The sequence below is a fragment of the Kocuria turfanensis genome (genome assembly GCF_001580365.1).
GTDB lineage: Bacteria > Actinomycetota > Actinomycetes > Actinomycetales > Micrococcaceae > Kocuria > Kocuria turfanensis.
This window is the reverse complement of record NZ_CP014480.1, coordinates 3,397,496-3,418,042: the sequence shown is the minus strand read 5'-3', so window position 1 is coordinate 3,418,042 and position 20,547 is coordinate 3,397,496. Positions and strand designations below refer to the sequence as shown.

Sequence of the window (20,547 nt, the reverse complement as noted above, 5' to 3'; positions counted from 1 at the left end):
CCACATCCCGGCGCTCCACCCACCGAGTCCCCCACATCCCGGCGCTCCACCCACCGAGTCCCCCACATCCCGGCGCTCCACCCACCGAGTCCCCCACATCCCGGCGCTCCACCCACCGAGTCCCCCACATCCCGGCGCTCCACCCACCGAGTCCCCCATGAGCTCGCAATTCCCCCCGTCTGATCGGGGGGAATTGCGAGCTCATGGGGGACTCGGCGCTCGAGGGGCATCGCCTCGGGGCTCAGGGCGCCCGGAGAGGGAGTGGGAACGACGAGCTCACCACTTGTAGTCGAGGAACTTCCCGTCGAAGGTGACCACGACGCGGTCGCCGTCCGGGTCCGGGCGGCGGGAGACGTCGACCCGGAAGTTGATCGCGCTCATGATCCCGTCCCCGAACTCCTCGTGGATGAGCTCCTTGAGGGCCGGTCCGTAGACGGCCAGCGCCTCGGTGAAGCGGTAGATCGTGGGGTCGGCCATGCGTGCCGGGTCGGCGCCCCGGGACGGCTGCCGCTGCAGGCTCTCGGCCACCGTCCCGTCCAGCCCGAGGAGCTCGCACACCCGGCCGGCCTGTTCCGCGCTCAGCGGGTGCTGCCCGAGCAGCGCGGCGGTGGTCCACACCGGTGCGGCGCCGATCTGCTCGGCGATCTCGTGCCAGGACAGTCCGCGCCGCAACCGGGCGGCGACCACGAGCTCGACGGCGTCGGATCTGGTCATGATGGGGGTCATCTGTGCTCCTCGATATGGCGTAAATGGCGGAAGGGCGGAAGGACGTTCGGTGCGGAGGACTCGGGCCCGGAGGGCAGGTCCCTCCCCGGGAAGCTCCAGGGGCGGCTTCTCGAATCCGTTCGGCGGTCCGGGTCTGCGGGACGGTGCCGACGGGTGCGGCCGACGAGCACAGCCGACGGGTGCGGCCTAGGTGTTGTGGGGCATGAGGTTCTTGCCACGGGTGTGCCGGTGAGATGAGGAACGGGCTCCTCGCCACAGGATGGAAGTTCCTACACCGTCCGTCCGCAGCAAGAGAGCCCGTTCATGCCCCACGTTAACGCACCCCTGACCCCGACCGGCCGGCTGCGCATGGTCCTGCGCCACCTCGACGACGGGATCCCCAAGGCCCACGTGGCCACCGAGTTCCGCGTCAGCCGACCCACGGTGGCCACGTGGGTGGCCCGCTACCTCGAATCCGGCGAAGCTGGGTTGGCCGACCGGCCCTCGACTCCCCGGCGCAGCCCTCAGCGCACCCCGGCGGCCGTCGTGGAGCTCATCGAGTCCCTCCGGCGAGACCGGAAATGGTCCGCCCGACGCATCCACCGCCACCTGCTCGGTCTCGGCCATGAAATGCACCTGCGCACGGTCGGTCGCTGGCTGGCCCGCCTGGGCATCTCCCGGCTGCGCGACCTCACCCCGGCGGGGGACGACCTGCGACGCCCACCCCAGCGGATCCGTGCCGCCTGGCCCGGGCACATGGTCCACCTGGATGTGAAGAAGGTCGGGCGGATCCCCGACGGCGGCGGCTGGCGCGCCCACGGCCGCGGCAGTACGGCGGCGAAGGCGGCCAAGCGCGGACCCGGGGCGAAGGTCGGCTACACCTACCTGCACTCGGCCGTGGACGGCTTCTCGAGGCTGGCCTACACCGAGGCTCTGGCCGATGAGAAGGCGGTGACGACGATCGGATTCTTCTGCCGAGCCCGGGCGTTCTTCGCCGCCCACGGCATCACCCGGCTGCACCGGGTGGTCACCGACAACGGCGCCAACTACAAGGCCCGCGACTTCACCCGCACCGTGGAGGCCCTCGCCGGCCGGCACCAGCGCATCCGCCCCTACACGCCCCGGCACAACGGGAAGGTCGAACGGTTCAACCGGCTGCTGGCCGACGAGGTGCTCTACGTCCGCCCCTACGCCAGCGAGCAGGCCCGCCGGGACGCCATCGTGGTCTGGGTGAATCACTTCAATTACCATCGGCCCCACACCGCCTGCGGCGATCAGCCCCCGGCCTCACGCACCCCGGCCCGAGTCAATAACGTCACGCCCTCTTACACCTAGGTGCACAGCCGACGGATGCGGGCGACGGGCACGGCCGACGGGCACGGCCGACGAAGGTGACCGGCAGGTGCGGCCGGCGGCGGGTCACTCCGCGGCGACGGGCACGTCGTGGGCCACCGGGCGGGGGCGGGTGAGGCCCGTCCGGGCGTGGGTGGCGTAGAGGGTGAGCCCCACGAAGGTCAGCCCGCCCACCAGGTTGCCGAGCACGGTGGGGATCTCGTTCCACACCAGGTAGTCCATGACGGAGAAGTCGCCGCCGAGGATCAGGCCGGAGGGGAACAGGAACATGTTGACGATCGAGTGCTCGAAGCCCATGTAGAAGAAGAGCAGGATGGGCATCCACATGGCGATCACCTTGCCGGAGACGCTCGTGGACATCATCGCGGCGACCACACCGGTGGAGACCATCCAGTTGCACAGCACGGCCCGGACGAACAGGGTCAGCATCCCGGCGGCGCCGTAGTCGGCGTAGCCGACCGTGCGGCCCTCCCCGATCGAGCCGATGGCCTGTCCGACCTCGTCGGGCGCGGTGGAGAAGCCGTAGGTGAAGATGATCGCCATCATGACGGCCACGGTGAACGCCCCGGCGAAGTTGCCGAGGAAGACGAGCCCCCAGTTGCGCAGCATCGACCGCACCGTGACGCCGGGACGCTTGTCGATCAGGGCCAGGGGCACCAGGGTGAACACCCCGGTCAGCAGGTCGAAGCCGAGCAGGTACAGCAGGCAGAAGCCGACCGGGAAGAGCAGCGCCCCGACCACCGCCTGACCGGTCTGCACGGTGACGGTCACGGCGAACGCCGCGGCCAGGGCCAGGATGGCCCCGGCCATGAACGCCCGGATCAAGGTGTCCCGGGTGGACATGAAGACCTTCGCCTCACCGGCGTCGATCATCTTCGTGACGAAGTCCGAGGGATGCACGTAGGACATGGCATGGCTCCGATGCGGGAAGGACGGGAGGTGCCGGGGACCCGGCTCTCCCCGATTCTGGGCGAGCCGTGTTTCCGTGCCGTGACGGTGCCGGCACCACCGGGTCAACTCGGGCGCACCCGGGACGGGCCCCGCAGTGAGGGGCCGCGGTGAGGCGCCGGCCTCAGCCCCTGCGGGCGGCCAGCACCGTCTCGTAGAGCTCCCGCTTGCCCACGCCGGAGCGGGCGGCGACCTCCCCGGCGGCGTCCTTCAGCCGGGCGCCTCCGGCCACGAGGGCCTCGACCTCGGCCACGAGGTCCTCGGGGCGGGCCGCCTCGGGGGCCGGGGCACCGGCGACGACGACGGCGATCTCCCCGCGCACCTGGCCCTCGGCGCACCAGTCGAGGAGCTCGGCGAGGGAACCCCGCACGACCTCCTCGTGCAGCTTGGTGAGCTCCCGGGCGACGACCGCCCGGCGCCCGGGCCCGAACGCCTCCTGCAGCGCGGTCAGCATGACCGCGAGCCGGTGCGGGGCCTCGTAGAAGACCATGGTGCGGCGCTCGCCGACGAGCTCGGCCAGGCGGGCGGCCCGCTCGGAGGACTTGCGCGGCAGGAAGCCCTCGAACGTGAACCGGTCGGTGGGCAGCCCGGACACCGCCAGGGCCGTGAGCACCGCGGAGGGGCCGGGCACGGCGGTCACGGTCAGGCCCTCCGCCGCGGCGGCCTCGGCCAGCCGGTAGCCCGGGTCGGAGACGGTGGGCATCCCGGCGTCGGAGAGGACCAGCACGGTGGCCCCCGAGCGCACGGCGTCGAGCAGCTCGGCGACCCGCCCGGCCTCGTTGTGCTCGTGGTGGGTCAGCACCCGCCCGCGGGTGGTGACGCCGAGGCCGGCGGTGAGCCGGCGCAGCCTGCGGGTGTCCTCGACGGCGAGCACGTCCGCGGTCTCCAGGGCCTCCCGCAGCCGGGGCGGGGCGTCCCCGAGGTTGCCGATCGGGGTGCCCGCCAGCACGACCCGCCCGGGGCCCGCGGTGCCGCCGGCCGGGTCGGCGGGGGCGGCGGTCGGGGCGTCGTCGTGGGGTTCGGTGTGCACGGGTCCACTCTACGGCCCGGCCCCGGGGCACTCCCCCGCGGACGTCCGGGGCGGGCGGGAGCCGTCCCCTACGATGACTTCCGTGAGTTCCTCGGTGCGCGCCCCAGCCCCCGGCCCGGTGACCCGGGCCGCGGACCCGGTGACCACGCTGCGCCGGTCCCTCGCCCCGGACGCCCTGCGGGAACGGCTGCTGCCGCCCGCCGCGGCGCTGCCCCGCCTGGCCTGGCTGGCGCCGCTGCTGGTCGTGGTGCTGGGCGGGGTGCTGCGCTTCCACGGGCTCTCCCACCCGGACGCGATCGTCTTCGACGAGACGTACTACGTGAAGGACTCCTACTCCCTGCTGCGCTACGGCTACGAGCGGCAGTGGCCGGAGGGCGCGGACGAGCTGTTCGTGGCGGGCACTCCGCCCGAGGCCCTGAGCGGCCCGTCCTACGTGGTCCACCCGCCGGTCGGCAAGTGGCTCATCGCCTGGGGGATGTGGCTGGTCGGCGCCGAGGACCCCGTGGGGTGGCGCTTCTCCTCGGCGCTGTTCGGCACGCTGTCGATCGCGCTGGTGTGCGCCGCCGGGTGGCTGCTCTTCCGCTCGGTCACGGTGGCCACGCTCGCGGGGCTGTTCACCGCCGTGGACGGGCTGCACCTGGTGCAGTCGCGGCTGGCGATGCTGGACGTGTTCCTGATGTTCTTCGTCCTGCTCGCCTTCGTCCTGCTCCTGCTGGACCGGCGGGACGGCCGCCGCCGCCTGGTCGCCCGGCTGGGGGTGCCCCCCGGCGAGCGGGTGCCGGAGGCGCAGCTGGCCCGCCGCCTCGCGTGGGGGCCGTGGCTGGGGGTGCGCTGGTGGCGGATCGCCGCGGGCGTGGCCTGCGGGCTGGCGGTCGGCGTGAAGTGGAGCGCCCTGTTCCTGGTCGCCGGCCTCGGGGTGCTCACGGTGCTCTGGGACCTCAACGCCCGCCGCACGGCCGGGATCCGGCACTGGTTGCCGGCCGCGGTGCTCAAGGACGGCGTGCCGGCGTTCCTGGCGGTGGTCGGCACGGGAGCGGTGGCCTACGTGCTCACGTGGACGGGTTGGCTCGCCTCGACCGGCGCCTACGACCGCCGGTGGGCGCAGGATCACCCGGGCGAGGGCGTGCTGTGGCTGCCCGCTCCCCTGCGCTCGCTGTGGGCCTACCACTCCTCCGCCTACGGCTTCCACAGCGGCCTGGGCACCGAGCACTCCTACGAGGCGCTGCCGTGGCTGTGGCTGACCCTGGGCCGGCCCACCTCCTACTTCTACGAGGCGCCCGAACGGGGTGCGGCCGGATGCACCGTGGAGCACTGCTCGCAGGCCATCCTCAACATCGGCAACCCGTTGCTGTGGTGGACGGGGATCGCCGCCGTGCTCGTGGCGGCGTGGCTGTGGGCGGTACGGCGGGACTGGCGCTGGGGGGCGCTGCTCGGCGTGTTCGCCGCCGGGTACCTGCCCTGGTTCCTGTACCCGGAGCGGACCATGTACTACTTCTACGCGCTGCCCGTGCAACCGTTCCTGATGCTGATGCTGGCCGGGATGCTGGGACTGGTGCTGGGCCGGCCGGAGGACTCCGTGCGCCGGCGGCGGGCGGGCCTCGTGGTGGTCGGGGTGTTCACGGCCGCGGTGCTGATGCTGAGCGCCCACTTCGCCCCCGTCTGGTACGCCGAGACGGTGCCCTACGGGCAGTGGCGGGAGCGGATGTGGTTCGCCGCCTGGATCTGAGCCGCCCCGACTCGAGCCGTCCGGAACCGAGCCGCCCGGGTCCGGGCCGCCCGGTCAGCGCCCGGCGAGCCGCCGCTTGAGCTCCTGGCGCCGGCGCACCCGGTCGAGGGCCCGGTGCCGGCGGAACGCGGTGGGCCAGGTCGCGGCCATCACGGCGAGGGCGCCCAGCAGGGTCAGCGCGCCCACCGTGATCGCGGCGTCCATCCAGAACTGGGTGGGATAGAGCCGGATCAGGGTGTCGGAGACCCGGAAGGTCCAGGAGCCCTCCGCGAAGAACAGCGAGTGGAACAGGGCGAAGAACTGCTCCCAGCCCAGCACCGCCGCCACGGCCAGCAGCACCAGCAGCACCACGGTCAGCCACGACCCGAAGAACAGGGCGCCCGAGGCCGCCCCCGGCGCCTTGGCCCGCAGGTACAGGGAGGAGACGAGGCCGAGCACGGCCAGGACGGCGACCGCGGCCAGGGCGCTCTGCAGGACGATCTTCACGTCCGTCATGTGCGCGACCTCCGAGCCCAGGAAGAGCCGGCCCCCGCCCGGGCCCACGAGCCCGCCGAGGAACTCGGGCGGCGCCCAGTTCAGCACGTAGTCCAGACCGTAGGACCCGTAGACCATCCGCTCGTCGGTGGAGAAGCCGTAGCGGTCCGCGGGGAAGCCGGGCCGGTGGTACTCCGACCACAGGAACAGCGGCGTGGCCACCGTGCGCACCGCCGCCGCCAGCAGCGCCAGCGGCAGCAGCAGGGCCAGGAAGACCTGCTGCAGGCGCGGGAACCGGGGCTCGTCGGCCAGCGCATCGCGGCGCAGGGCGGCCCGGCGGCGGGCCTCCGCGTCCGCCTCCTCGTCCTCCCCGACGTCGGCGGCGCCGACGGCGCGGGAGCCGCCCGGGGCCCGCCCGGACCCGGCGGCCCCCGCGGTGCCCTCCGCGGGTCCGGTTCCGCCCTCGCGCGCGGGGGCGCCGTCGCGGCCGGACTCCGCCGCGGTGCCCGGCTCCGGCGCGGGGTCCGCGGGCGGGACGGCGGGCAGCAGCCCCGTCCACACCGGGTCCTCGCCGCGCCGGGCGTCCGCCGCGGCGGAGCCGGCCTGCTGCCAGGGGGCCTTGTCGTTGCTGGAGGAGGGCACGGGCGGGTCCTTCGGTCGGGGGTGCTCGGGGGCTCCGGCGCGGGCGGGACCGCGCCGGTCGGTCCCGATCCTACCCACCGGGGACCTCAGCGGCGGCGCCTCACCAGTTGCCCTTCCACGACTCGTCGGCGTAGTGCTCCAGCGGGATGTTCCAGTCGCCGTAGCCGTCGTCGGGGTCGGCCTGCGGGTACCCGGTGCCGACGACCTCCACGATGTCGCCGGGGCGGAAGACGTCGTGGATGAACCTCGCGCCCTCGGCGGACATGCCCACGCACCCGTGCGAGACGTTGGCCTGGCCCAGGACGGGCATCGCCGAGGGCAGGGCCTGGTGCACGAACTCGCCGCTGGCCGTCAGCCGGGACACGTTGGAGGCCCAGAAGGTCTCGTACCAGTGCGGGTCGCCGGGCTGCAGGCTCAGCGAGGAGGCCTTGAACAGGTAGCTGGGGGCCTGCTCCATGATGACCTTCCGGCCCGTGGTGGAGGGCCAGTCGGGGTTGCCGAGGGTGACGGGGAACGTCCCGGCGACCTCGCCGTCGACGTAGGCCGTCAGCGTCTTGGTCGCGTCGTCGACGCGGGCGTAGTGCTCGGCGCCGATCGAGAAGCTGCGGCGCAGGTCGTGGTTGCCGATCATCCCGCCGCCCACGTCCAGGCCCAGCAGGTCGAGGGAGACGGTCACCTCGGAGTGCGGCTCCCAGGTCTCCGCGGGCCGGTAGCGCAGCACGGTGTCGGAGTACCAGCGGAAGGCCCCGGCCCGGTCGCCGCCGCCGCGCACGGTGATCGCCCGCTCGATCTCGTCGCGGTGCAGGACGGGCTCCGAGAAGGTGAACTGCAGGATCTGACCGGTGCCGTAGGTTCCGCCCTCGGCCACGTTGACCCGCGCGTCGACCTCCTGGGCCGCCGAGACGGTGCTGAACGTGCTCGTGCCGGCGCTCGGGGTGCCGCCGGCCGCGGCGGTCCAGTGCAGCACGTACGCGGTGTCGAAGGCCAGCACGTCCGTGCTGGTCCACGTGCGTCCGTCCGCGGAGCGCTCCCCGGGCACGGGCTCCCCGCCGGCGGCGGGCACGAGCACGACCTCGCCCAGCTCGCCCCGGCCGGTGCGCACCACGACCGGGTCCACGGGGTTGTGCTCGACGGCGGCGTCCGCGGGCGTGACCACGACGCCAGCCGACTGCGGGTCGGCCGGCCCCGTGGCGGCCGGCGTGGCAGCGGACGTGGCGGTCGGCGTCGCGCTCGGGGGCGGCGTCGCCGGCGACCCGGTGGAGGACGCGGCGGTGGGAGCGGGCTCACCGGAGTGGGCCCCGGCGGAGTACGCGCAGCCGGTGGCGAGCAGGGCCGTCACCGTGCCCAGGGCGAGCAGGCGGCGGGCCGGGACCGCGCAGGGCGCGCGGTCGGGACGGGAGGACAGGGGCATGGTGGGGGGCACCTCGCGGGGAAGGGGGGAAGCGCTCGGGGACGGGCCCCACGATAGGCGCACCGGCCCGCGCAGGACCTACTCGGCCGCCCCGTGGGTACGAATGTTAACTGCTTCGTGACCCCGCTCGGCGCTGGAGGGAGGGCGCCGGCAGGCGCGCCGGTCACCGGCGCTCAGCGGTCGGGGCACAGGCAGGCGATCCCGTTGCGGATCGGATAGACGGGGTGCACGCCGTCCCGGAACGGGCGGTCGCTCATCAGGCGGTCCGCGTCCACGGGGATCAGCGTCCCGCCCGTCAGGGGGCAGCGCAGGATCGCGGCCAGTCCCGGGTCCAGGGCGGTCGCCGCCGGGGGCGCCGGCTCCGGAGCGGCGGCGGGCGCCTCCCAGGGAGCGGCACGGTGACCGCCGCCGGTCTGCGGGTGGCGCACGGGGCCGTCCGCGTGCGGGATCTCGGCCGGGACGGCGTGCGTCGGCTGCGTCGTTGCAGGGACAGTCATGGGGTCTCCTGGTGCTCCGGGGGGAAGAGCCTCCGTGCCGGACAGGCACGGTCTGCGGCTCATCCTAGGGCCGGGGCACCGCCGTGCGGGGGATCCCCCGCAGGACGCCGCGCCGCTCAGGCCTCGGGCACCGCCGCGCCCCCGTGCCCGATGGGCCGGCGCAGGTGCGGCCGCCGCAGGCTGTCGGGCATCGGGACGTCGCGCCGGACGGGCTCCGGGGGGCGGCGGGCCGGGGGCGTGTCCCGGGGCGCGGCGGAGCGGGGCAGGGACACGTCGCGCAGCACGGCCCGGGGACGCTCCCGGACGGCCGCGGGCGGCTCCGGCTCGCGGACCGCCTCGGCCACGGCGCCGATGTCCTCACGGCGTGCCCGGTCCTCCGGCAGCTCCAGGCGCACCACCTGCCAGCCGCGCGGCACCGTGAGCCGGTCGGAGTGCACCGCGCACAGGTCGTAGGCGTGGGGCTCGGCGTGGCCGGCCAGCGGTCCGACGACGGCGGTCGAGTCCGAGTACACGTAGGTGAGGGTCGTGACCGCGTCCCGCGTGCAGGTCTGGCGGGAGCAACGTCGGGTGGCACTGCCGGAGGAGCTCATCGAACGAAACTACCTCAGCGCGTGAGCCGGCGCAGGCGGCGGCGCTCCCGTTCGGACAGCCCGCCCCAGATGCCGAACTTCTCGTCCTTGCTCATGGCGTAGTCCAGGCACGCGCTCTGCACCGGGCACGCCTCGCAGACGCGCTTGGCGTCACGGGTGGATCCACCCTTCTCCGGGAAGAAGGCCTCCGGGTCCGTCTGGGCGCACAGGGCGTCGGTCTGCCAGGCGAGCTCGCCCTCGTCCTCCTCCACCGCGTACAGCCCGGCGACCGAGCCCCAGTCCAGGCCGCCGTCGGCGACCGGGGTCCCGAGCAGGTCGACGACCGGCCCGGATGCGTGCTCCGCGAGGTCCTGCACGGTGTCGTGCGCGGCGAGGTAGGCGGTGGCCTGCTCCTCCAGGCTTCCACCGGTGCGGCGGACGTGGCGCTCGGCGGCCCGCGGGTCGGCCGGATCCACGAACCAGTCCTCGGGCACCGAGCGCACGCTGCGCCGCGAGGTGCTGAGGGGGGTGGAATCGACGAGCTGCTGGCGTGCGGCCTCTCCCATGACTTTCCTTCCATCCGACACGTTGGCCCCGGACTGGCATACTGCGGGGGTACCAGTCCGTTGCATCCCGGAGAACGTATCTTTGGTGATCGCCTGCCGGACTTCCTCATTACACGTGTGTAACTACTACTGCGTCAACCCTCTCGCCGGAGGGACCCTTGGAACCATATCGGCCTGGATTTTCTTTGGGAGTAGACGTTTTTCCAGGTCACGACGGCTTTGGCGCGAGGCGCCCCGAAACGTGAAGAATGCACGCCGACGCATATGCTCCGGGGCGGCCTCCGGCGGCCCCGCACCCCTCAGGAGGAGCCCTTGGACACCCCGATCCCCGCCTCTGTCCCCCGCTTGGTGGACAGGTTGCGCCGGAGCAGCCACCCCGCCCTCATCTGGTACGGGCAGGACGGCGAGCGCGTGGAGCTCTCCGGCCGGGTGCTGGACAACTGGGCGGCCAAGACCGCGAACCTGTGGGTGGACGAGCTGGACCTGCAGGCGGGCGACGTCGTCGCCCTGGGCGACGAGGTGCACTGGCGCAGCCTCGCCGTGGCCCTGGGCACGTGGACCATGGGCGCCGCGCTGCGGCCGGTCGACCCGTCCGGAGGCGCCCCGGAGCCCGGTGACCGGGCCGTGGCGGGTCTCGTGGACCCCCGGGGCGAGCTTCCCGCCCTGCTCGGGCGGGTGCCCTCCGGGGCGCGGGCGGTGGTGTTGGACCGCCCGGCGCTCTCCCTCGGATACCGGGGGGAGCTGCCCGGCGGGGACGCGCTGGACTACTGCGCCGAGGTGCGGTCCCACGCGGACGTGTACGAGGGACTCGAGGAGCCGGACCCGGACGGCCCCGCCCTGTGGGCGGCGGGAGCGGACGGGCCCCTGAGCCACGGGGCGCTGCTGCCGGGCGCCGCCGCGCGCGTGTCCGGTCGGGAGCAGGCATGGGGCGGTGCCGCGGCGGTGCACGTGCCGGGACGGCGGATGGACGCGGAGCACCTGCTGCGCGCCCTGGGGGTGCTGGCCGGTGGCCGGGCGGTGGTCGTCACGGACCGGCCGGCGGACGGCACCGACCCGTCCTGGACGTCCGTGCTGGCGGCCGAGAACGCCGTGGCGTTCTGATCCGCTCCGCTCAGCGGCCCTCGGCCGGGCCCGCGCCCTCGTGGGCGTCCGGGCCGGGGTGCACCGCACTCTCCCGGGGCGAGTGCTCGGCGGTCTCCGGGGGCGCCTGCTCGGCGGTTCCCCGCCGCGCGTGCTCGGCGCGGCCCGCCGGGGCGGCCCCGGTGATCAGCGCGATCTCGAGGGCAGCGGTGTCGGCGAAGTTCGGGTCCTCGTCGAGCTCCTCGGTGAAGACCCAGAAGCGGTAGGCGAAGTAGCGGAAGATCGTGCCGAGGATGGTGCCGATGATCGTGCCGGACACGAAGGACGCGTAGGCGCTGGTGAGGCCCAGGACGTAGTAGCTGAAGCCGAGGCAGCCCAGCTCGATGGCCATGCCGATGCCGTTGGCCACGAGGAACTGCACCAGCTCGCGGCGCTTGTCCGACTGGCGCTTGTGCCGGAAGGTCCACAGGCGGTTCGCGACCCAGGCGAAGAGGATCGCGACGGCGGTGGCGATGAACTTGGCCTTGAGGTGCCCGTCCTGGAACCAGGTGTGCATCAGCACCCAGGTGAGCGACGCGTTGATGACGAAGGCGAGCGCCCCGACGACTCCGAACTTCATGAGTTCCTTGACGAACAGGTGCCACAGGGCATCGAAACGGTCGACGAGACGGTTCACGCGGCTTCAGGTCTCCCAGGTGGTGGGTCGGTGGGCGCCGGCCGGCGCAGCGGTCGACGGGCGCGGGGAAGCCCCCGCGGCGGACCTCGGCACATCCTACCCCGCCCCTCCTGCGCGGTCCCTGGGCGGCGGTGCCCTGTTACGGGCGCCCGGTGACGGGCGGGGGACGGCCCGCCGGGCAGTCCCTCCGGGCCGGGATACGCTGGTCGGGTGAGAGCTTCTGGAACCGCACCTGTCGTCGGCGTCGTCGGAGGCGGGCAGCTCGCCCGCATGATGGCGCCCTCCGCCACCGCCCTGGGCATCGAGCTGCGCGTGCTCGCCGAGGGCCCCGACGTCTCGGCGGTCGCCGCCGTACCCACCGCGCCGGTGGGCGACTACACCGATCTCGAGGCGCTGCGCCGGTTCGCCGCGGACGTGGACGTGCTGACCTTCGACCACGAGCACGTGCCCACCGAGCACCTGCACGCCCTGCTCGCGGAGGGCGTCGCCGTCCGCCCCGGGCCGGACGCCCTGGTGCACGCCCAGGACAAGCTGCGGATGCGCCGGGCCGTGCAGCGCCTCGGCCTGCCCAACCCCCGGTGGGCGGCGGTCGCCGACGCCGACGAGCTCGTCGCCTTCGGCGAGCAGGCCGGCTGGCCCGTGGTGCTCAAGACCCCGCGCGGGGGCTACGACGGCAAGGGCGTCATGGTGCTGGACACCGCCGCCGACGCCCGTGGCGACGAGCCGGCGCAGTGGTTCGCGCGCACGGACGGGCCGCTGCTGGCCGAGGAGAAGGTGCCGTTCTCCCGCGAGCTCTCGGCCCTCGTGGCCCGCACGCCCTCCGGCGAGGTGCGGGCGTGGCCGGTCGTGGAGTCCATCCAGGTGGCCGGCGTCTGCGACGAGGTGCTCGCCCCTGCCCCGGACCTGCAGCCCGCGGTGGCGACCGCCGCCGCCCACGCCGCCCGGACCCTGGCCACCGAGCTCGGGGTCACGGGCGTGCTGGCGGTGGAGCTGTTCGAGACCCCCGGCCGCGGCCCCGGGTTCCTCGTCAACGAGCTGGCCATGCGCCCGCACAACTCCGGGCACTGGACCATGGACGGGTCCGTGACCAGCCAGTTCGAGCAGCACCTGCGCGCCGTGCTCGACCTCCCGCTCGGGGAGACCGGGCTGATCGGCGGGTCCGCGGTGATGAAGAACTACCTGGGCGGGGCCAACCAGGACCTCTTCGGCGCCTACCGGGACGCCATGGGCGCCGAGCCCCGCGCCAAGATCCACAACTACGGCAAGGCGGTGCGGCCCGGGCGCAAGATCGGCCACGTGAACATCACGGGCGCGGCGGACGAGATCCCGGAGCTGCGCCGCCGGGCGTCCCGCGCCGCGGCCGTCCTGCGCGACGGCCGGGCCTGACCCGCGTGCCTCCCACAGCCCGTCCAGCCGGGACGGCTACCGTAGCCCCAGACCGGAGCGCGGTTGCGCCGCGCACCACCCCAGCAGTCCAGGAGTGCCAGTGAACGAGAAGCAGCAGCCCGTCGTGGGCGTCGTGATGGGGTCGGACTCCGACTGGCCCGTGATGGAGGCCGCGGCCACCGCCCTGGACGAGTTCGGCATCGCCTACGAGGTCGACGTCGTCTCCGCCCACCGGATGCCCGCCGAGATGATCGACTACGGCCGGCGCGCCCACGACCGGGGCCTGCGCGTGATCATCGCCGGGGCGGGGGGCGCCGCCCACCTGCCCGGCATGCTCGCCTCGGTGACCCCGCTGCCCGTGATCGGGGTGCCCGTCCCCCTGAAGACGCTCGACGGCATGGACTCGCTGCTGTCGATCGTGCAGATGCCCGCCGGTGTGCCGGTGGCCACCGTCTCCATCGGCGGGGCCCGCAACGCCGGGCTGCTCGCGGCGCGCATCCTCGCCGCGGGCGCGGACGACCGGGCGGCGCAGCTGCGCGAGCAGCTGGTGCACTTCGCCTCCGAGCTGCGGCAGACCGCCCAGGACAAGGGCGCCGCCCTGCGCTCGCGCCTCGGCGCCTGAGCCCGCCGCCCCGCCCTTCCCCGCCCGCCCTTCCCCGCCGGAGCTGCCCGTGAACGGCCACATCCCCCGCGCCGAGCCGGACCCCCGTCCGCCGCACCACCGATCCGACCCGGGCCCCGGCGCCACGCCCGAGGACGTCGTCACCGCCGTGCGGCGGGCCGACGACGACGCCGCGTCCCCGCCGCGGCTCACGGACCCGCTGCGCCACCCGCAGCACGCCGGGGAGGGCACGCGCGCCCGGCGCGCCTGGACGCTGCTGCTGTCCACGCTCGTGGTCCCCGGCAGCGCCCAGCTCGTCGCGGGCCGGCGGGCGACGGGGCGCGCCGCCCTGAAGGTCGACGTGGTCGTCTGGGCCGCCCTGGTGCTGGCCCTCGTGAGTCTCCTGCTGTGGCGGACCCCCCTGATCTGGTTCCTGACCAACTCGGTCACGTCCCTGCTGCTGATCGCCGTGCTGCTGGGTCTGGCCCTGGGGTGGGCGTTCCTCTTCTTCGACACGCTGCGCCTGATCCGGCCCGGGCTGCTGGCGCAGCGCACCCGCCGGGCGGTGGCCGCGGCCACCGTGGCGCTCATGCTCGTCACCTCGGGCGGGCTGGCCTACTCCGCCTACCTGCTGTCCGTGACGCGCGGGGCGGTCTCGGACGTCTTCGGGGGCGGGCTGCCCTTCCGGCCCACGGACGGGCGCTACAACATCCTGCTCATGGGCACCGACTCCGGGGAGGACCGCTCGGGCCGCCGCCCCGACTCGATGACGGTGCTCAGCGTGGACGCCGACTCCGGGCGGACCGTGACCATCTCCCTGCCCCGCAACCTCCAGAACGCCCCCTTCCCCGAGGACTCCCCGCTGGCCGAGGTCTACCCCGAGGGCTTCAACTGCGGCGACGAGTGCATCCTCAACGCCCTCTACACCGACGTCACGAACAACCACGCCGAGCTGTACCCGGACGCCGCGGACCCCGGCGCCGAGGCCATGAAGGACGCCGCGTCGGGGGTGCTCGGCATCGAGGTGCAGGCCTACGCGATCGTCGAGATGAACGGCTTCGAGCAGCTCGTGGACGCCCTCGGCGGGATCACCATCGACGTCGGAGGGCGCGTGCCGATCGGCGGCGGCACCGACATGGTCACGGGCCTGCCGAACGAGATCTTCGGCTACATCGAGCCGGGAGTCCAGCACCTGGACGGCTACCACGCCCTCTGGTACGCCCGGTCCCGTGAGGGGGCCACCGACTACGACCGGCAGGCCCGCCAGCGCTGCGTGCAGGCCGCGATGCTCAAGCAGCTGAACCCGGTCAACGTGCTCGCCCGGTTCCAGGACCTCGCGGAGTCCGGCACGCAGGTCGTCGAGACCGACATCCCGCAGAGCCAGATCGGCTCGTTCGTGGACGTGGCCCTGAAGGCCAAGGAGCACGAGCTGGTGGAGTTCGCCGCCGGACCGCCCTACTACGACCCGTCCTTCCCGACCTACCCGGACTACGACCGGCTGCACGAGGATCTCGCCCGGGTGCTGGAGGAGGCCACCGACCGCGGGGCCCGGGACGCCGAGGCCCTGCCGCGCGGCGCCGCCGTGGGCCCCGGCGTCGCCATGGCCGTCCCGATCCCGGCCGCGCTCCCCCGGGTTCCTGCCGAGGAGCTCACCCCCAACGGCACCTGTTCCGTGCCCTGACCTGGGCCGCCGTCCCGGTCGGAGGGCCCGGTCGACCGCGCCGGGGGCTCCCGGACGCACCGGTACAGTGGGGGCGTGGCGAACATACTTCAGTCGAATGCATGGGCCGATTTCCAGCGGAACCTGGGGCACCGGGTGTTCCAGGCCTCCGGGGACGGATGGCGCTACCTGGCCATCCTGGAGGGCGGCCGGCTCGGCCGCTACCTGTACTGCCCGTACGGTCCCGAGGCCGGCACCCCCCAGGCCTTCGAGGAGGCGCTCGAGCACCTCGTGCGCACGGCCCGGGAGGAGCGGTGCTGGTTCGTGCGGGTGGAGCCGGTGGACGCCGCCGTGACCGACGGGCTCGAGACCCCCGAGGCCTCGCTGCGCCGGCGCGGCCTGCGCCCGGCGCCGCGCCAGGTCCAGCCCGGGCACACCCAGGTGATCGACCTGACGCAGGACGAGGACGCGATCCTCAAGGACATGAAGTCCACCAACCGCAACCTGCACCGCAACATCGCCAAGAAGGGCGTGACGTTCACCGCCTCCACCGACCCCGGGGACGTCGACGTGCTGCTGGGCTTCCTGGACGCCACCGCCGAGCGCAAGGACTTCACCCGGCAGCAGGACGCCTACCTGCGCGAGGCCGCGCGCACGCTCATGCCGCTCGACGCCGCCGTCCTGTACGTGGCGCGGCTCGACGGCCGGCCCATCGGCGCCTCCCTCGTCTACGACTCCGACGACACCCGCACCTACGCCCACGCCGCGATGGACTTCGAGCACCGCAAGCTCTCCGCGGGCATCCCGATGGTGGTGCGGATGGTGCTCGACGCCCGGCAGAAGGGCCTGCGCCGCTTCGACCTGTTCGGCACGGCCCCCGAGGGCGCCGGCCCGGAGCACGCCTGGCACGGCTTCACGAAGTTCAAGAAGTCCTTCGGCGGCCGCCCGGAGGCCTACCCGGGGACCTGGGACCTGCCGGTGAGCCGCAGCCGGTACGCGGCCTACACCGGTCTGCGCGCCGCCCGCGAGACGGCCGCGTCGGCCCGGCGGGAGCTCCCGGGAGCGCCGGGGCGCCTCCGCGCGGCCCTGGCCCGCCGCCGGGACGGCTGAGCGGATCGCCACGGGCGGCGCCCGCCCCCGGTCGAGCCTCGGTCAGGACGACCGCCGGCACGGACGCCGCGCCGGTCACGGGGACGAGGCCCGGCCGGTGACTCGGCGCCGACGGCGCTCCTGCGGCCGCCGCCGGGTGGCCGGCGCGGCCTCGTCAGCGCCCGGCCGCGTCGCGCAGCGCGGAGAGCCCCTCCCCGACCACCCGCCGGGTGAGCTCCCGGGCCCGGCGGGCCCGGGAGCGGGCGGCGTCCCCCGTGCCGTCGCCGTCGGTGGCCGCGGCGGCCGTCTCGGCCCCGTCCGGGGACCACGACCGCGCCGGGGCCGGCGTCTCCAGGCCCAGCTCCGCGGCGACGGCCGTGCCGGTGCGCGCCGCCGCGGCGTCGGCCGCCTCCGCCGAGAACTCCCCGGCCGGGCTGCGCCCCAGGGACTTCTCCCACGGGCCCAGCACCGGCCGCTCCGTGCCGGCCAGCTCGCGGACCACCTGGGGCACGTCCGCCTCGTCCGGGTCCCCGCCGTCGAGGCGCTGCACGCGGCGCTTCTGCAGCTCCACGAGCCCGGTGAGCAGCAGGGCGTCGTCCAGGCCCAGGTCGCGGCCCCGGCGGGTGAAGCCCAGGCGGTAGATCATCGCGAGCCCACGGGTGTGCACGAACCACAGGTAGCCCAGGGCTGCCTCGGCCCCGTCGTCGCCGGCCTCGGTGGCCACGAGCAGCAGGGAGTCGTCCCCCAGGTCCTCGAGCAGCTGCGAGATGAGCCGGGTGCGCAGCCCGATGTTGGCCAGCGCCCGGCTCTGCGCGGTGACCTCGCGCACGGTCACGCCGGGGGTGCGCAGGGCCGCCCGGCACCGGTCCAGGGTGGCCTCGGAGAGCCGGCGGGAGAGGTCCTGCTGGGTCTCCCCCAGCAGGACCTCCAGCCGGCGCGGCTCGTCGGGGCCGGCGCCGGTGGCCGGGCGCGCGAAACCGGCGGCCGCCAGGGCCTCGGCCGTGCCCGGCGCGCGCAGCGTGTCGGGCTGGAAGCGCAGCAGCTCCGCCGCGTGCTCCTCCCGGGCCCAGACCGCGAGGGCCTCGGCGACCACCGGCAGGTCCTGGGGCCGGTGCACGTGGGCGTGCACCGTGCCGGCGACCACGCGCTCGGCCTCGGAGCGCAGGTAGAGCTGGGCGTAGCCCACGGTGCGCTGCTCGGCGTCGTGGACCATGACCCGGTCCACCCGCAGGCCCGGGCCCTCGGCCGAGATCTGGGCCTGGCCGATCCCCCACAGCTGCTGGGGGTGGCCGCCGGTCACCCGGACGGTGGCGTCCCAGGTCTTGCGGTTGGGGCACGGGCTGACCGTGGTGCTCACGATGGAGTCCTCCTCATCACCCGGGCGCCCCGCCCCGGTGGGGGGACCGCGGTCGGCGCCCGCAGTTCGGCTCCAGTCTAGGGCGGCCGGTCGCCGCAACCGCCCCCGGACACGGGATGACCGGGACGACGAGGACCCCCCGTGCCGGTGGCCGGCCCGAGGGGTCCTGTGCCGGCCGGTCGGGCCGGGGCGGCGAGGTCAGCGGCGGGCGTACTTCTCCCACTTCGCGGCGAGGTGCTCGGCCTCGACCATGCGCACGGTCCCGGAGCGGGAGCGCATCACGATGGACTGGGTGGTGATCCGACGGCCGCGGTAGCGCACGCCCCGCAGCAGGTCGCCGTCGGTGATGCCCGTGGCGGCGAAGAAGCAGTTGTCCGAGGTGACGAGGTCGTCCGTGGAGAGCACCGCGTCGACGTCGAGCCCGGCGTCGACGGCCTTCTGGCGCTCCGCGTCGTCGACCGGCGCGAGCCGGCCCTGGATGATCCCGCCGGTGGCCTTGACGGCGCACGCGGTGACGATGCCCTCCGGGGTGCCGCCGATGCCCATCATGACGTCCACGCCGGTGCCCTCGCGGCACGCGGCGATCGCCCCGGCCACGTCCCCGTCGAGGATCATCCGGGTGCGGGCACCGGTGGCGCGGATCTCGTCGACGAGCTTCTGGTGCCGGGGGCGGTCCAGCACGCACACGGTGAGCTGGTTGACGTGGATGCCCTTGGCCTTGGCCACGAGGTGCAGGTTCTGCTTGACCGGCAGGCGCAGGTCCACGAAGTCCGCGGCCTCGGGGCCCACCACGAGCTTGTCCATGTAGAACACGGCCGAGGGGTCGAACATCGACCCGCCGTCGGCCACCGCGATGACGGCCAGGGCGTTGTTCATGCCCAGCGCCGTGAGGCGGGTGCCGTCGATGGGGTCCACCGCGACGTCGGAGGCCGGCCCGGAGCCGTCGCCCACCTGCTCGCCGTTGAACAGCATGGGCGCCTCGTCCTTCTCGCCCTCGCCGATGACCACGGTGCCGTTGAAGTGCACGGTGGAGAGCAGGGACCGCATGGCGTCGACCGCGGCCCCGTCGGCGGCGTTCTTGTCGCCGGCGCCCACCCACTGGCCCCCGGCGATCGCCGCGGCCTCGGTCGTGCGCACCAGCTCCATCGCCAGGTTGCGGTCGGCCACGTTGTTGCTGGGTGCCTTGGTCGTTCCGGTGGATTCCTGGGCCACGATGTTCCTCACCTTCGAGTTTCGGGTCTGCGGGCCTCCGGGCCGGGATCGGCCGCGGCGCGGACCACGTCCCGCCCAGCATATCGCCCGCCCGTCCGCGCGCTGGGAGCCGGCTCACAGTCAGCCCGGCGGTGCGACCGCGACCGCCCGGACAGGGCACAATGGACCCGTGAGTTCCCCGACCCCCGACCGTTCCGCCGAGCCGCCCGCGGACGCGCCCCGTGCGGCCGCGCCCGGGACCGCGCCCGGCCCCGAGACGCCGCCCCTGCCCCGGATCACGGAGAAGCAGGCGCGGCGGATCAACGCCCCCGTGCAGGGCATGATCATCTCGATGGCCGTTCTGCTGCTGCTGGTGCTGCCGTTCGTGTGGCTGCAGCCGCGCCCGGACGCCCAGCCGTACCGGCCCGACGTCGACGTGGCGCAGGAGGCGGAGTACGTGGCCGACGAGGCGCCGTTCCCGCCGGTCGTCCCGGAGCCGGGCGAGGGCTGGACGGCCAACTACGCCCGCTGGGACGCCGGGGCCGCGGAGGGCGTGCCCTTCTGGGAGATCGGCTGGGCCACCCCGCAGGGCAACTTCATCGGCCTCGTCCAGACGTCCCTGGCCAACCCCACGTGGCTGGCCCAGCAGACCGAGGCGGTGCCCGTCTCCGCGTCCGTCGAGGCCGGGGGCGCGCAGTGGGACGTCCACGTCCGGGAGGAGTCCCGGGACCAGGGCGCCCTGACCGTGTACTCCGGCGAGGTCGACGGCTCCACCGTGGTGCTCAAGGGCGACGCGCCAGGCGCCGAGCTGGACCACCTCGCCACCGCAGTGACCGCGGCACTCGCCGAGGTCCCCGACCCCACACCCACGGAGCAGCCATGACCCCCGAGACCCGATCCGACGACTCCTCGCCCCGCACCCCGGCCGCCGCCTGGCAGCGCCTGCGCGAGGGCAACGCCCGCTTCGTGGCCGGCGAGTCCCTGCACCCCAACCAGGACGCCTCGCGCCGGCAGTCCGTGGCGGCGGGCCAGGACCCGTTCGCGGTGATCTTCGGCTGCTCGGACTCTCGGCTGGCCGCCGAGATCATCTTCGACCTCGGGCTCGGGGACGCCTTCGTGGTCCGCACCGCCGGGCAGGTCATCGACGACGCCGTGCTCGGCTCCATCGAGTACGCCGTGGCCAACCTGGGCACCCCGCTGGTCATGGTCCTGGGCCACGACTCGTGCGGGGCGGTCAGCGCCACGCACGCGACCGCGCGCTCCGGGGACATGCCGCGCGGCTTCCAGCGGGACCTCATCGAGCGGATCATGCCGTCCGTGCTCGACGCCCGGCGGCACGGGGAGTCCGACGTCAACTCGGCCGTGGTCGAGCACACCAAGCAGACGGCCTCCCGGCTGCTGGAGCAGTCGCGGATCATCAACGAGGCCGTCTCGCAGGGCGAGGTGGCCGTCGTGGGCGTCTTCTACCACCTGGAGGACGGGCAGGCCGAGCTCGTGCACGGCCACGGGACCTGGCTGCCGGCCCGCTGAGGGCCCCGGACGCCGCGGGTCACCGTGCCGGGCGTCACCTCGGGCTGACCTAGACT

General features: G+C 74.4%; 20 protein-coding genes. 9 read left to right on the top strand and 11 right to left on the bottom strand.

Annotated features, from left to right (window positions below; genetic code table 11):
• Window positions 1–276: 276 nt before the first annotated feature.
• On the bottom strand, window positions 277–726 hold the full coding sequence (gene cynS / locus AYX06_RS15685; protein WP_062736561.1) for a cyanase: 450 nt from the start codon (window positions 724–726) through the stop codon (window positions 277–279).
• A gap of 303 nt (window positions 727–1,029) precedes the next feature.
• Here cynS and AYX06_RS15680 point away from each other — a divergent pair, with 303 nt between their 5' ends.
• Entirely contained in the window at window positions 1,030–2,040 is a 1,011-nt protein-coding gene (locus AYX06_RS15680; RefSeq protein ID WP_062736560.1) for an IS481 family transposase, read from the top strand.
• 84 nt (window positions 2,041–2,124) lie between these two features.
• Here AYX06_RS15680 and AYX06_RS15675 read toward each other — a convergent pair whose 3' ends face one another.
• Both AYX06_RS15675 and rsmI read right to left on the bottom strand, forming a co-directional pair.
• Window positions 2,125–2,967, bottom strand: a complete 843-nt coding sequence (locus AYX06_RS15675) for a formate/nitrite transporter family protein (protein WP_062736559.1) — start codon at window positions 2,965–2,967, stop codon at window positions 2,125–2,127.
• Window positions 2,968–3,130: 163 nt separating this feature from the next.
• Window positions 3,131–4,036 (bottom strand): 16S rRNA (cytidine(1402)-2'-O)-methyltransferase, encoded by a 906-nt coding sequence (gene rsmI / locus AYX06_RS15670; protein WP_062736558.1) that lies wholly within the window; start codon window positions 4,034–4,036, stop codon window positions 3,131–3,133.
• A 73-nt stretch (window positions 4,037–4,109) separates the two neighbouring features.
• Between rsmI and AYX06_RS15665 the strand changes: the two genes are divergently transcribed.
• Window positions 4,110–5,762 (top strand): dolichyl-phosphate-mannose--protein mannosyltransferase, encoded by a 1,653-nt coding sequence (locus AYX06_RS15665; RefSeq protein WP_186815676.1) that lies wholly within the window; start codon window positions 4,110–4,112, stop codon window positions 5,760–5,762.
• Between the two features lie 54 nt (window positions 5,763–5,816).
• On the opposite strand, the gene AYX06_RS15660 is transcribed toward AYX06_RS15665, so the two are convergent.
• From AYX06_RS15660 to AYX06_RS20780, 5 genes are all read right to left on the bottom strand, one after another.
• A complete protein-coding gene (locus AYX06_RS15660; RefSeq protein WP_232319327.1) occupies window positions 5,817–6,878 on the bottom strand; it encodes a TIGR01906 family membrane protein in 1,062 nt (353 codons plus the stop codon).
• A gap of 100 nt (window positions 6,879–6,978) precedes the next feature.
• Window positions 6,979–8,289 (bottom strand): L,D-transpeptidase, encoded by a 1,311-nt coding sequence (locus AYX06_RS15655; protein ID WP_062736557.1) that lies wholly within the window; start codon window positions 8,287–8,289, stop codon window positions 6,979–6,981.
• Between the two features lie 173 nt (window positions 8,290–8,462).
• The gene (locus AYX06_RS15650) at window positions 8,463–8,786 is read right to left on the bottom strand and encodes a hypothetical protein (RefSeq protein ID WP_062736556.1); all 324 of its coding nucleotides are present in this window, start codon (window positions 8,784–8,786) and stop codon (window positions 8,463–8,465) included.
• A 116-nt stretch (window positions 8,787–8,902) separates the two neighbouring features.
• A complete protein-coding gene (locus AYX06_RS15645) occupies window positions 8,903–9,376 on the bottom strand; it encodes a DUF3499 domain-containing protein (RefSeq protein ID WP_062736555.1) in 474 nt (157 codons plus the stop codon).
• A 14-nt stretch (window positions 9,377–9,390) separates the two neighbouring features.
• The gene (locus AYX06_RS20780) at window positions 9,391–9,921 is read right to left on the bottom strand and encodes a WhiB family transcriptional regulator (RefSeq protein ID WP_062736554.1); all 531 of its coding nucleotides are present in this window, start codon (window positions 9,919–9,921) and stop codon (window positions 9,391–9,393) included.
• 312 nt (window positions 9,922–10,233) lie between these two features.
• Between AYX06_RS20780 and AYX06_RS15635 the strand changes: the two genes are divergently transcribed.
• Window positions 10,234–11,022, top strand: coding sequence for a TIGR03089 family protein (locus tag AYX06_RS15635; RefSeq protein WP_147017751.1), 789 nt, complete (start codon window positions 10,234–10,236; stop codon window positions 11,020–11,022).
• A gap of 10 nt (window positions 11,023–11,032) precedes the next feature.
• Here the strand turns inward: AYX06_RS15635 and AYX06_RS15630 are convergent, their stop codons facing one another.
• Window positions 11,033–11,677: a GtrA family protein gene (locus AYX06_RS15630; protein WP_232319326.1), complete on the bottom strand. Its 645-nt coding sequence runs from the start codon at window positions 11,675–11,677 to the stop codon at window positions 11,033–11,035.
• A gap of 270 nt (window positions 11,678–11,947) precedes the next feature.
• Here AYX06_RS15630 and AYX06_RS15625 point away from each other — a divergent pair, with 270 nt between their 5' ends.
• The 4 genes from AYX06_RS15625 to AYX06_RS15610 all read left to right on the top strand — a co-directional run bounded on the left by AYX06_RS15625 (window position 11,948) and on the right by AYX06_RS15610 (window position 16,434).
• Window positions 11,948–13,063 (top strand): 5-(carboxyamino)imidazole ribonucleotide synthase, encoded by a 1,116-nt coding sequence (locus AYX06_RS15625; RefSeq protein ID WP_062736552.1) that lies wholly within the window; start codon window positions 11,948–11,950, stop codon window positions 13,061–13,063.
• A 136-nt stretch (window positions 13,064–13,199) separates the two neighbouring features.
• Window positions 13,200–13,685 (top strand): 5-(carboxyamino)imidazole ribonucleotide mutase, encoded by a 486-nt coding sequence (gene purE, locus AYX06_RS15620; protein ID WP_062737125.1) that lies wholly within the window; start codon window positions 13,200–13,202, stop codon window positions 13,683–13,685.
• 49 nt (window positions 13,686–13,734) lie between these two features.
• Complete coding sequence (locus tag AYX06_RS15615) at window positions 13,735–15,345, top strand: LCP family protein (protein ID WP_062736551.1); 1,611 nt, start codon at window positions 13,735–13,737, stop codon at window positions 15,343–15,345.
• A 75-nt stretch (window positions 15,346–15,420) separates the two neighbouring features.
• The gene (locus AYX06_RS15610; RefSeq protein WP_062736550.1) at window positions 15,421–16,434 is read left to right on the top strand and encodes a lipid II:glycine glycyltransferase FemX; all 1,014 of its coding nucleotides are present in this window, start codon (window positions 15,421–15,423) and stop codon (window positions 16,432–16,434) included.
• A gap of 154 nt (window positions 16,435–16,588) precedes the next feature.
• Here AYX06_RS15610 and AYX06_RS15605 read toward each other — a convergent pair whose 3' ends face one another.
• Window positions 16,589–17,770: a hypothetical protein gene (locus tag AYX06_RS15605; protein WP_062736549.1), complete on the bottom strand. Its 1,182-nt coding sequence runs from the start codon at window positions 17,768–17,770 to the stop codon at window positions 16,589–16,591.
• A gap of 198 nt (window positions 17,771–17,968) precedes the next feature.
• Window positions 17,969–18,916: a class II fructose-bisphosphatase gene (gene glpX, locus AYX06_RS15600; RefSeq protein ID WP_062737124.1), complete on the bottom strand. Its 948-nt coding sequence runs from the start codon at window positions 18,914–18,916 to the stop codon at window positions 17,969–17,971.
• Between the two features lie 235 nt (window positions 18,917–19,151).
• Between glpX and AYX06_RS15595 the strand changes: the two genes are divergently transcribed.
• Both AYX06_RS15595 and AYX06_RS15590 read left to right on the top strand, forming a co-directional pair.
• A complete protein-coding gene (locus AYX06_RS15595) occupies window positions 19,152–19,844 on the top strand; it encodes a DUF4245 domain-containing protein (RefSeq protein WP_062736548.1) in 693 nt (230 codons plus the stop codon).
• Window positions 19,841–20,491, top strand: a complete 651-nt coding sequence (locus AYX06_RS15590) for a carbonic anhydrase (protein ID WP_062736547.1) — start codon at window positions 19,841–19,843, stop codon at window positions 20,489–20,491. The genes AYX06_RS15595 and AYX06_RS15590 overlap by 4 nt, the downstream gene beginning before the upstream one ends.
• Window positions 20,492–20,547: the final 56 nt, after the last annotated feature.

What these genes read in the sequence shown, in the direction of transcription:
- AYX06_RS15650 (WP_062736556.1), bottom strand. Translation starts at nt 8,786, where the DNA reads ATGACTGTCCCTGCAACGACGCAGCCGACGCACGCCGTCCCGGCCGAG.
- AYX06_RS15590 (WP_062736547.1), top strand. Translation starts at nt 19,841, where the DNA reads ATGACCCCCGAGACCCGATCCGACGACTCCTCGCCCCGCACCCCGGCC.
- AYX06_RS15665 (WP_186815676.1), top strand. Translation starts at nt 4,110, where the DNA reads ATGACTTCCGTGAGTTCCTCGGTGCGCGCCCCAGCCCCCGGCCCGGTG.
- AYX06_RS15645 (WP_062736555.1), bottom strand. Translation starts at nt 9,376, where the DNA reads ATGAGCTCCTCCGGCAGTGCCACCCGACGTTGCTCCCGCCAGACCTGC.
- cynS (WP_062736561.1), bottom strand. Translation starts at nt 726, where the DNA reads ATGACCCCCATCATGACCAGATCCGACGCCGTCGAGCTCGTGGTCGCC.
- AYX06_RS15675 (WP_062736559.1), bottom strand. Translation starts at nt 2,967, where the DNA reads ATGTCCTACGTGCATCCCTCGGACTTCGTCACGAAGATGATCGACGCC.
- AYX06_RS15680 (WP_062736560.1), top strand. Translation starts at nt 1,030, where the DNA reads ATGCCCCACGTTAACGCACCCCTGACCCCGACCGGCCGGCTGCGCATG.
- glpX (WP_062737124.1), bottom strand. Translation starts at nt 18,916, where the DNA reads ATGGAGCTGGTGCGCACGACCGAGGCCGCGGCGATCGCCGGGGGCCAG.
- AYX06_RS15625 (WP_062736552.1), top strand. Translation starts at nt 11,948, where the DNA reads ATGATGGCGCCCTCCGCCACCGCCCTGGGCATCGAGCTGCGCGTGCTC.
- AYX06_RS15655 (WP_062736557.1), bottom strand. Translation starts at nt 8,289, where the DNA reads ATGCCCCTGTCCTCCCGTCCCGACCGCGCGCCCTGCGCGGTCCCGGCC.
- AYX06_RS20780 (WP_062736554.1), bottom strand. Translation starts at nt 9,921, where the DNA reads ATGGGAGAGGCCGCACGCCAGCAGCTCGTCGATTCCACCCCCCTCAGC.
- purE (WP_062737125.1), top strand. Translation starts at nt 13,200, where the DNA reads ATGGGGTCGGACTCCGACTGGCCCGTGATGGAGGCCGCGGCCACCGCC.